At 43.9% G+C, this 9,855-nt stretch carries 10 protein-coding genes; 9 read left to right on the top strand and 1 reads right to left on the bottom strand.

Translation table 11 applies throughout. The features are described 5' to 3' along the window. The 3 genes from ACNARN_RS18420 to ACNARN_RS18410 all read left to right on the top strand — a co-directional run. Positions 1 to 498: hypothetical protein (locus ACNARN_RS18420; RefSeq protein ID WP_416304806.1), on the top strand; the 498-nt coding region annotated here is incomplete at its 5' end. A gap of 64 nt (positions 499 to 562) precedes the next feature. Next, entirely contained in the window at positions 563 to 979 is a 417-nt protein-coding gene (locus ACNARN_RS18415; RefSeq protein ID WP_253120527.1) for a hypothetical protein, read from the top strand. 8 nt (positions 980 to 987) lie between these two features. Then, complete coding sequence (locus ACNARN_RS18410) at positions 988 to 1,254, top strand: DUF4035 domain-containing protein (protein WP_253120530.1); 267 nt, start codon at positions 988 to 990, stop codon at positions 1,252 to 1,254. Between the two features lie 24 nt (positions 1,255 to 1,278). Here the strand turns inward: ACNARN_RS18410 and ACNARN_RS18405 are convergent, their stop codons facing one another. Beyond that, positions 1,279 to 1,470 (bottom strand): YqaE/Pmp3 family membrane protein, encoded by a 192-nt coding sequence (locus ACNARN_RS18405; RefSeq protein WP_004242485.1) that lies wholly within the window; start codon positions 1,468 to 1,470, stop codon positions 1,279 to 1,281. A gap of 127 nt (positions 1,471 to 1,597) precedes the next feature. Here ACNARN_RS18405 and ACNARN_RS18400 point away from each other — a divergent pair, with 127 nt between their 5' ends. From ACNARN_RS18400 to ACNARN_RS18375, 6 genes are all read left to right on the top strand, one after another. After that, complete coding sequence (locus ACNARN_RS18400; protein WP_416304805.1) at positions 1,598 to 4,873, top strand: phage tail tape measure protein; 3,276 nt, start codon at positions 1,598 to 1,600, stop codon at positions 4,871 to 4,873. Continuing rightward, positions 4,874 to 5,470 (top strand): hypothetical protein, encoded by a 597-nt coding sequence (locus ACNARN_RS18395; RefSeq protein ID WP_416304804.1) that lies wholly within the window; start codon positions 4,874 to 4,876, stop codon positions 5,468 to 5,470. Beyond that, positions 5,470 to 6,051, top strand: coding sequence for a hypothetical protein (locus tag ACNARN_RS18390; RefSeq protein WP_416304803.1), 582 nt, complete (start codon positions 5,470 to 5,472; stop codon positions 6,049 to 6,051). Before ACNARN_RS18395 ends, ACNARN_RS18390 begins: the two co-directional genes overlap by 1 nt. A gap of 17 nt (positions 6,052 to 6,068) precedes the next feature. Continuing rightward, positions 6,069 to 6,617: an Ail/Lom family outer membrane beta-barrel protein gene (locus ACNARN_RS18385; protein ID WP_196534147.1), complete on the top strand. Its 549-nt coding sequence runs from the start codon at positions 6,069 to 6,071 to the stop codon at positions 6,615 to 6,617. A gap of 68 nt (positions 6,618 to 6,685) precedes the next feature. Further along, complete coding sequence (locus ACNARN_RS18380; RefSeq protein ID WP_416304802.1) at positions 6,686 to 7,084, top strand: DUF6950 family protein; 399 nt, start codon at positions 6,686 to 6,688, stop codon at positions 7,082 to 7,084. Continuing rightward, positions 7,084 to 9,855 (top strand): phage tail protein (locus ACNARN_RS18375; RefSeq protein ID WP_416304801.1); only part of this gene is annotated, 2,772 nt, incomplete at its 3' end. The genes ACNARN_RS18380 and ACNARN_RS18375, both read left to right, overlap by 1 nt.

Genomic DNA, 9,855 nt, shown 5'->3' with positions numbered 1-9,855 from the left:
TTCGGGGAGTTAGATGGACGTTTTCCTGTTGCACAGGTTGATGGCAACAAAGTGACCCTGTGCGACGAAGTGGATTGGAGTGATAAAACGTTACCCACGGATTTTGCAAACGCCAAAGCACAACGTATTCAATGGTCTAATAACTTTTGTGCGGTAAAAAGCTTTAGCAAAGACGGTTCAACGACTGAACAAATCGATGTCACCACCATTTGCAGTGATGGCAAGGAATATGAATCTGGCGATACGGAATACGGCTCAATTAAATTGACCTTTTTCTTACGGTATAGCTCCAGTGAGGTGCAGCGACTCTTGCGTAAATATGAAAACAGCAAAGAAAAATTCGCAGTGAAAATGGTCTTAACGCGAGATGAAGGCTCCATGTTTTATTACGGCTCCGTCGAAACGGGCATGAACATTGATGGCAGTGTAGGGCAAATGATGGATTCGGGGATCTCGATTAAATTGTCTGGCCGTGATTATTTGAATGTGAAGAAATAACCCGTAACTCATCCACCTCATTATTTCTCTTCTCCCTTCTCGATAAAAAATCTTAGGAGTGATTATGTCTAACGCGTTATTGCGTGAATTAGTGTTAAACCAAGCACTGAAAGTGACGCCTTTTACCTATTTAGACAACACCTTTTATGTCAAAGAGCTGGATGTTGGCACCATGAATTACATTCAGCGCAAACTTCGTCAAATTAAAATCAAGCTTGCCGAAGCGCAGGACATTTATTTAGACGAAGACGATCCCGAACAATTTAACGAGGCGATAAATCGTGTCTACGATGAATATGATGTCGCCAGAATGTTGGCTTTTAAGTTGTGTGATGAAAAAGGGGAACTGCTTTTTGATGCTGAAAATGAGGAAGACTTAAAAGGTCTTAATCGTTTAGGACAAGGGTTCTCTAATGCGGTGTTTACAGCAGAAGCGGGGAATAGCGAAAAAAACTCGGAGAACGGCGGCAATTCCAACTGATATTGTCGTTGGCACTGGGAAAAACGCTCGCAGAAATCGAGCAAATACCTGAAAGCCACTTGTGTGAATATGAGGCCTTTTATCGCAAACAACCCTTTGGCTTATGGCGAGAGGATTACCGGATGGCACAAGTGGCACATCTTTTAGCGATGATAAATCGTGATCCGAAAACGACTCCGCCTGAATTGGTGGATTTTATGCCGATGTGGAAGAAGAAAATTACGGAAGAAGAGCTGTGGGACAACGTCACTGAGAGTGTATTAGCTAATCGATAGCCCCACATCAGTGGGGCTTAATCGTTAACCACCGCGAGACATTTTCTCAATTTTTTTATCCGTATTGTATTGAGAAAGCGCATAAACCGACCAGATGGCCGCAGGGATCCATCCGATTAAGGTGATTTGGAGGATAAGGCAGAAGATGCCAGCAAATGGGCGACCAATCGTGAAAAATTGTAACCAAGGTAGCAATAACGCCAGAATAAGTCTCATAAAACCCCCCTCTATTATTCGAAATTTCAGTTTATCAATAATTAAATCAATAGCAAATAACAAGGAATATTGCATTTATTCAGGGTGAAAGTTTGCTTTTGTAGTGTTCATACCAAGGGTTGAATTTATGGCGGGAGCATTAGGTAGATTAAATATTGATTTGACGCTGAATACGGCAAACTTCACAAATGCGATCAACCGTAGCCAGCGCCAAACAGAACAATTTGGGCAAAGTATTCGCGTCAGTCTTCAAGCTATCACCGTGCAACAAGAGCGAATGGTATTGCAAACCGCAAAATCCTCAGCGCTTTTTGCCCGTTTTGCGAGTGTCACCGCAAGTGCATTATCCATTCATCAAGTCATTAATTATGCCGATAGTTGGACGGAATTACAGAACCGATTAAAACTGGTGACGGAAAGCTCTGTCGAGTTAAATAAAGCCACACATGCGGTCTATGATATTGCCCAGAAAACCTATCAATCATTGGATGCCACAGCACAAGTTTATCAACGTTTTGCAGATAATGCCGATCGCTTAGGCTTAAGTCAGCAAAAAGTGGCCGAACTCACTGAAACTGTCTCAAAAGCCGTGGCGATTTCAGGCGCGAGTGCAACTGCAGCCCAAGCGGCATTAACTCAATTTGGTCAAGCATTAGCCTCGGGTCAGTTACGTGGCGAAGAGCTGAATTCGGTGATGGAGCAAACCCCTGCGTTAGCGAAAGCCATCGCTGACGGAATGGGTGTCAGTGTGGGTGAACTAAGGAAGAAAGCCCAAGACGGTGAAATGACGATTGAGAAAGTCATTCAAGCCTTAGAGCGTGCTGCCGACAGTGTGGATAAAAAATTTGCTACCAGCGTGACAACGGTTAGCCAAGGTTTCACTAATCTTCAATCGGCGATGACAAAATTTATCGGTGAGGCGAATCAAGGTACAGGGGCGACTCAGCTTTTTACCACAGGGATGACCACTCTTGCCGATAATCTATCGTTAGTCGCGAAAGTGGTTGAAGGGATCGCCGTCACAGCATTGGTAGCAAAACTCTCTCAATGGACGAAAGCCACTTATCTGAAAAATCAGACAACGTTGAATGAAGCCAAAGCCACATTACAGAGTGCAGAGGCAAACAGTGTGGCAGCAACCAGTGCCGTGAGGAAGGCATGGGCGGATAAAGAAGCCGCCACATCGGCGCTCAATAGAGCCAAAATGGAATATCAAGTTGCTAGAGGCACTAACGCGGAAAAAATCGCACTCGATAATCTTATCGCCACAAAATCACTCGCAAGAACAGCCTCGCTAAATTATACACAGGTATTAACCGCCGAAAATGTTGCTCAACGTGCATTAACGACCGCTCGGCGTCAATCAACGGTGGCGGGGCGAGCACTTAACAGTGTTATGGGATTAGCGGGTGGCCCTATTGGATTAGTGTTGACGGGTGTGGCGGCATTGGGCATGGGATTGTATGAATACAGCGAAAATGTCAAACAAGCCAAACTCGAATCGATTGAATTTGCCAATTCTCTTGATACATCAACAGAAGCGTTAAACAAAATGAGCAATGCCACGCTAGTGGCGAATTTAAGCAAAGTTTCATCGGGCATTAACGCGCAATTGGAGAAAGTCGAGGAGCTTAAACAACAGGTTATTTCCTTACAAGGTCTATCAAAATACAGCGTTGAGAGTGAAAAGGCGTTTACTGAACAAGGTGTGGGGGATTTATACCTTAAACGAGTAGCTGAAAAGCAAAAAGAGCTTGATGCTGCGATGGGAATGTATGCCGAGCAAGTTAATAACTTAGAGCGTCAGCGAGCCAATATGCAAAATATGTTGGCGACACTCAAAGAAAAAGTGGGCGATCAAGCCCCTGAATATAAACGCTATGCCACTGAGTTACAAAATGTTGATGCCGTTATCAATTCACTTAAGGCGAGTTTAAAGAGTTTAGGCATTGAATATGAATCACTCATTGATATCACGCTTCAGGCGACAAATAGCCAAGTGAATGCCGCCACGGCGATTGCTAAACAGATTGATGAATCGATTGAAAAATCGCAACGTTCAGTGGCAAAAGCGCAAGCCACAGGGAAGGCATTAGCGAAATTAAATGCAGAAGATGTATTGGCTTCACGCAAAATTACGCCAGATATGCAAGGCTACGATAAGGCCTTACAAGCTGAAATTGAGGCACAACTGGCACTGCAAGCCAAACGGACGTATAAGCCCGGTCATAAATCCACCATTGATTATGCCAAACAGTACACCAAAATCTTGACAGAATTAGAGGAAAAACAAGCCTCACTGATTGCGGATGGACAAAGCATTCAGCTGTATGGCACTACCTCTTCCTTTAATGAATACACATCTGCATTAGCTGATATCAAACAGAATAAAGACAAGTTTGATGCCATCTTAAAAATCGATCCCAACGCCATTGAGACGATAAAAGAAAAAGCGAAAGCCATTGATGATCTAGCGCGTGCCAACTCGGTTGCGCAATTTGCTTATGATCGCAGTAAAGAAATTGAGCAGATGCAATTTGAAACTTCCTTGATAGGAAAATCACGCGCAGTGCAAGAAAAGCTTAATGCCCTTCGTCAGATTGATGTGCTGTATCAGCAAGCCAGTGTGGATTTAGGCGAAAAAGAGCTGGCGAACTTACAACGCAATGTTGAACTCACTAAACAGCAGATTGAGGAAGAGCTGAGGAAGCGAGAGGCCATGAAAGGCGATCCGATGGCGGGATTAAAACAAGGTTTATCGGATTTCAGTGAGTCAGCCATGGATGTGATGGAGAACGTCAGAAACGTTACTACTAATGCCCTTAATAATATGTCCGATGCATTAGCCGATTTTGCTTTAACGGGCAAAGGAAGCTTTAAAGATTTTGCCAATGCGGTGATTTCCGATATCACTCGAATGGTGATGAAAATGCTGATTTTCAAAGCCATTGAAGCAGGCGGGCAGGCAATGGGCTTTGATATGGGATGGATGAGCAAAGGGCATGCTTACGGTGGTTATACGGGGCATGGCGGGAAATTCGAACCTAAAGGGATTGTGCACGGTGGTGAGTTTGTTTTTACCAAAGAAGCGACGGCTAAATTGGGTGTCGGCAATCTCTATCGCTTAATGCATGCGGCGCAAGGTTATGCTTCGGGGGGCTTTGTGGGGGCGGTCGCAGGACGAATACCCGTTACACCGCAACCGACGTTAGCCCGTGCGGGTGGTGTACAAATGACGGTCGTTAATCATATTACGGTGACGGGAAATGGTGACGCTGTACTTGCTCAAGCAATGAAAGAAGCCGCACAACAAGGGACAGAAGCCGGCGCACAGAAAGCTCACGCGATGATGTTACAAGACTTTCAAAGTAATGGTGCAGCACGCAGAACATTAGGAGTCTAAATGTCTATTCTTGAATGGCCAAAAGAGGTGATCCCCACACAGGAAAACTGGCAATTATTGAGTAACAGCAAAACCTTTACCTCACCATTTAATGGAAGTAGTCAAACGGTACGCTTTCCGGGAAGTCGTTGGCGTTGTGAGCTGACCTTCAATAATTTAAATGAAGCAAAATCGCGCCAGTTAGAAGCGTTGGTGGCTTCATTGGATGGCATGTCGGGACGAGTCAAAATAACCAGTTGGATAAGAAAAGGGCGTTATGGGTATGGTTCGCCTCGTATTGCAATACCGAGCCAATTAGGTAATCAGCTAGAAACAAAGGACTGGAAGCGCAATATGCGAGTATTACAGCAAGGGGATCGCTTAACTGTGGGCAATGAACTCAAAATGGTGGTGGCGGATGTGGTCAGTGATAATCAAGGACGTGCCATTATTCTTATTTCGCCGATGCTAAGAACATCACCTACCGTCAATGAAATGCTCGAGGTTGAGCGACCTTTTGGGATTTTTCGTCTCGTTGATAATGAACAGGGTAAATTTCAGCATCGTCGCTTGGGGTATACCAATATCACGTTATCTTTTGAGGAGGTGTTGTACTAATGCAATATCATCCATTTTCTGATGCCATGGTCAACGCGATTAATAAGGGGGCTTATATCGTCTTAGCAGCCAGACTCGATTTGAAATCAGGCGTCACCTGTGCGCATACCGGTGTTGGGCAACTGATTATTGCGGGGGAAACTTACTTGGGCGTGGGCAGTTTAGGTGAAATCAGTCAGTTGAAAGAGAATAAGACAACCAGTCCTCCACAATTACAGCTTAAATTAGCGGGTTTTGATAAATCGCTGGTGGGAATGGTGATGAATGAGCAAAGTCGAGGGCGAGAAGTGCGGTTGATGATGGTCGCCATCGGTGAAGAGGGGAAACCGTTGCTTGCTGAAGTCTTATTTGTCGGACAAATCACATCTATCAATGTGGTGTCTGGCGAAGAAAATGCCGTATGTGTTAATATTTCTAATCGATTCGAGCGATGGTCAATCGGGTTACCCGATAGATTCACCGATGAGTCGTGGTCATCTCGAAGACAAGGTGATCGTATCTTTCGTTATGTGGCTCAAATGGCTGAACGAGCGATTTATTGGGGCAGTAAGAAAGATGCACCTGCATTTATTTATAAATAATTGTTGGAAGAAACAAAATGAGTAAAAAACTTTTAGTTCCCCTTATTATGACGAGTCTATCGCTATGCGCAGTAAGTGCACAAGCCGTAGGTGAAAATACGCTTTCATTAGGTTATGCACAAAGTCATGTCAAAGCGGATGGCGATAAACTAAAAGAGAAACCGAAAGGATTTAATGTCAAATATCGCTATGAATTCGATAATCATTTAGGTGTTATTGGCTCTTTTGCTTATACACATCAAGGTTATGACTATCGCTTAGGATCTCACTCTATGGGAAATGGTGATCTTGATTATTATTCATTTACTGTGGGGCCAACCTATCGCTTTAATGATTATATTAGCGCATATGGTTTATTGGGTGTTGCTCACGGTAAAGCTGAAATGGAGTTAAATGCCCTTGGTTATCACGAAAAAGAAAGTCAAAGTAAATCTGCGTTCGCTTATGGTGCAGGACTTCAATTTAACCCATATCCCAATATCGCTATTGATGCTTCTTACGAATACACTAAATTTCATGATGTTAAAGTGGGTACATGGATGGTCGGTCTTGGCTATCGTTTCTAACTAAAGATAAATATTATGTATGAAAGTCGGCATCATGCCGACTTTTTTTGTTTTTAGGCGTTTTGATAATGAAACAACTAAACTGGACACTCCAGTTACCAGAAACGATAAGGGCGGCCATGAGTCGCCCTTTTTCATGGGGTGAATTTGATTGTTGTATTTTTGCCTCAGAATGTATTTACGCACAATGTGGCTTCTCGCCAATAAAGCTTTATCTCAATCACTATAAAACCAAAGCCGAAGCTTTCAACTTGATCAAATCTAAATTTGGCTCCTTAGAGAAAGCAGTTTCACATTATTTCAAATCCATTGAGATTGAGCGCGTTCAGCGTGGCGACCTCGTACTGTTCAAAGGTGAGGACGGTGACAGTTTAGCGGTAGTTTGGGCGGGGCATTATTGGGGAGTAACGCTACAAGGCGTAAAGCCGGTGCAGATTAACCCAATCAAAGCGTGGAGAGTGGAATAATGGGGGGAAGTGGTGGATTAATTTCAAAAGTCGTGGGTGCGGGCTTAATGATTGCGGGGCTATTTACTGGAGGCGTCACCTCTGCGATGGGCATGGCGCTGATGGCAGCAGGCGTCGCGGTGCAAGTCGCAGGTTCGCTTATCTTTAAGCCTAAACTGCCTTCCATGAATTATCGAGATACCAGTGAACGCAAACAGATGTTACGTTCATCGTCTGCGCCTGAAACCGTAATTGTCGGAAAAACAGTGATATCGGGTTTGCTTTTCTTCGCCGAAGAAGAAGCGGGGGAACAAGATGAAAACGAAAAAATCACACTGGCATTAGCGTTAGCAGGGCACCCCATAGAGAAAATCGGGAAGATTTGGTTAGGGGACGATTTAATTGAGACGTTTGGTGAATATACCGTTCATGAAGTTAAACACCTTTGGTTGAAGAGTTTAAAAATCACGGCACCTGTCGTTGAAGTGGAGTTGCATAATGACAGGGAAGATGTCGATCCCTTTATGCTTAAAAATTGCCCGTCATGGAAAGAGGATATGATTGGTCGAGGTCTGGCGTGGTTACGTGTGACCCTCACGTTTGACCAAGAAAAATTCCCTTATGGATTACCCAATGTGAAATGTGAAGTCTGGGGAAAACATCTGTTTGATCCTCGCACTGGGCAAACAGCATGGAGTAATAATGGGGCTTTAGTCATTTTGGATTATTACCGCCATTATTTAAAAGTGCCTGATACGGATATTGATTTTGACAGCTTTAAACAAGCAGCCGATTTATGTGATGAAAAAGTGAGTCTGCCAGAAGGCGGATTTGAGTCGCGATATACCCTTAATGGTGCCTATGACTTAAATGAGAGTCCATCGAGTGTTTTGGACGCGATGCACAAATGTATTAACGCGGAACCAACATTCACCGCAGGAAAACACGGTATTCAAATTGGTGCTTATTATGGGCCTGCAATAAAGACCATTACCGAATCACAATTGATTGGCACCGTCACCTGTACCCCTGAAACAGGTTTAAAAGACGCCACCAATGCGGTGTATGGCACGTTTATTGATGCCGAACAGTTATACATAAAAACGGATTTCACGCCTGTAATTGTGGATGAATGGGTGAAAGAGGATGGCTTAGAAATTCGGGAGAATATTGACTATCGTTTTGTCACCAGTCCTTATCAAGCCCAACGATTAGCTCGCCAATATCTTCGTAAAAAGAAAGCAGGAAGACGAGTTCAATTGACCATGAACTTAGACGGCTATGCTTATCGTCCGGGGGAAGTTGTGCTTTTAGAATTACCAGCTTTGGGGATTAGTGGGCTTGAATTTCGTATTGCCGAATGGGCATTTCATGCTTTAGAGGGTGTGGCTTTAACGTTGGAAGAGGATGGTGCCTATTTATATGAAGATGTGATTGGCAAATCGTTTGAGCGTCCACCATTTGTGAGTTTACCCACTGGTGGTGTTGCTTCCCCTATTAATCTTACCTTTGTTCCACTTGCCGTCAGTGACATCGTACAAGGTACACTTTCTTGGCAGAATGTGGCGTCTGATGTGCGTTATAATACGGTTAATATCCTTCAAAATGGTAAAGTGATTCAATCTATTCAGGTGCCGGCTGAGCGTGTTGATATTAACGGATTAGCGCGAGGAACTTATCGTGTTGAAGTTAGAGCAACAAATGTGGCCGGTGCGATGTCGGCACCTGCTATCAGTGACTTTGCCATTCAAGCGCCACCGCCTCCTGAGCATATTGATGTTACCTCTGGCTTATTTAATCTGACCATTGCACCGAAACAAGGCGATAGCGCTGTCTTTGGTTATACCTTTGAGTTTTGGTTTAGTGAGGAAAAGCTCGCTGATCTTTCTGAAAATGAAGTGATCACTAAAACAAACAAAGTTGGCCAAGGGAATTTCTGGACGCAAGAGAGTTTAAAAGCAGGACATACCTATTATTTTTATGTTCGAACAATCAACAGCTATGGTAAATCACCTTTTGTGGAAGCTTCGGGGACTTGCTCTTCTCAAACGGATTTAATTCTTGAGGAATTAGCGGGGCAAATTAGTCGAGATCAACTCGCACAAGACCTATTGGGTGAAATTAACAGCAAAGCTAACCAAATCGATATTACAGAATTACATGAGCTAATGAGGATAAATCACGACAAGCTTTTAGAGGAGTCAATGAGGCAAGGCGCGACGATTGAAGAAAGTGAAAAAAAACGGGAGGGATCAGAAAAATTACTGGCTGAGCGGATGAATAAAGTTTCAACGGCAACAGAAGCACAGGCCGCTGCAATCAAACAAGAGCAACAAGCGCGTATTGATGCGGATAAAACTGAAGCGCAACAACGGCAATCCTTAGCTACTCAACTTCGTGGTGATTATACCGGCAATGATTTATCGAAAGTCACCGCAGGACTTATCTCCGCCGAGAAGCAAGCGCGAGTTACAGGTGACCAAGTGGAAGCGAAAGCCAGACAGTCATTGGAAACACGGATGAATGGGAATGTTTCCTCGATTAATCAATCACTAGAAACCCTCACCTCGAAACAGCAAGCACAATCGAAAGATATTTCAACGCTCAATTCAACTCTGAAAGGGAAAGCCGATAGCAGTGTGGTGAATGCGTTAAATACGCGGGTGTCGAATATCGATGGAAAAATGACGGCTACCGCTCAGCAAGTCACTCACCTAGAAAGCCAAGTGGGTACAAGTTCAGCCAAAATAGAGCAAACCTCGAAAGTGGTCACTGATTTAAATGGCAAAATT

Source organism: Proteus sp. TSJ240517 (assembly GCF_047921575.1).
Lineage (GTDB): Bacteria > Pseudomonadota > Gammaproteobacteria > Enterobacterales > Enterobacteriaceae > Proteus.
The sequence above is the reverse complement of the archived record's forward strand: the minus strand, read 5'-3'. Positions and strand labels throughout refer to the sequence as shown.

What these genes read in the sequence shown, in the direction of transcription:
- ACNARN_RS18415 (WP_253120527.1), top strand. Translation starts at nt 563, where the DNA reads ATGTCTAACGCGTTATTGCGTGAATTAGTGTTAAACCAAGCACTGAAA.
- ACNARN_RS18405 (WP_004242485.1), bottom strand. Translation starts at nt 1,470, where the DNA reads ATGAGACTTATTCTGGCGTTATTGCTACCTTGGTTACAATTTTTCACG.
- ACNARN_RS18400 (WP_416304805.1), top strand. Translation starts at nt 1,598, where the DNA reads ATGGCGGGAGCATTAGGTAGATTAAATATTGATTTGACGCTGAATACG.
- ACNARN_RS18395 (WP_416304804.1), top strand. Translation starts at nt 4,874, where the DNA reads ATGTCTATTCTTGAATGGCCAAAAGAGGTGATCCCCACACAGGAAAAC.
- ACNARN_RS18390 (WP_416304803.1), top strand. Translation starts at nt 5,470, where the DNA reads ATGCAATATCATCCATTTTCTGATGCCATGGTCAACGCGATTAATAAG.
- ACNARN_RS18385 (WP_196534147.1), top strand. Translation starts at nt 6,069, where the DNA reads ATGAGTAAAAAACTTTTAGTTCCCCTTATTATGACGAGTCTATCGCTA.
- ACNARN_RS18380 (WP_416304802.1), top strand. Translation starts at nt 6,686, where the DNA reads ATGAAACAACTAAACTGGACACTCCAGTTACCAGAAACGATAAGGGCG.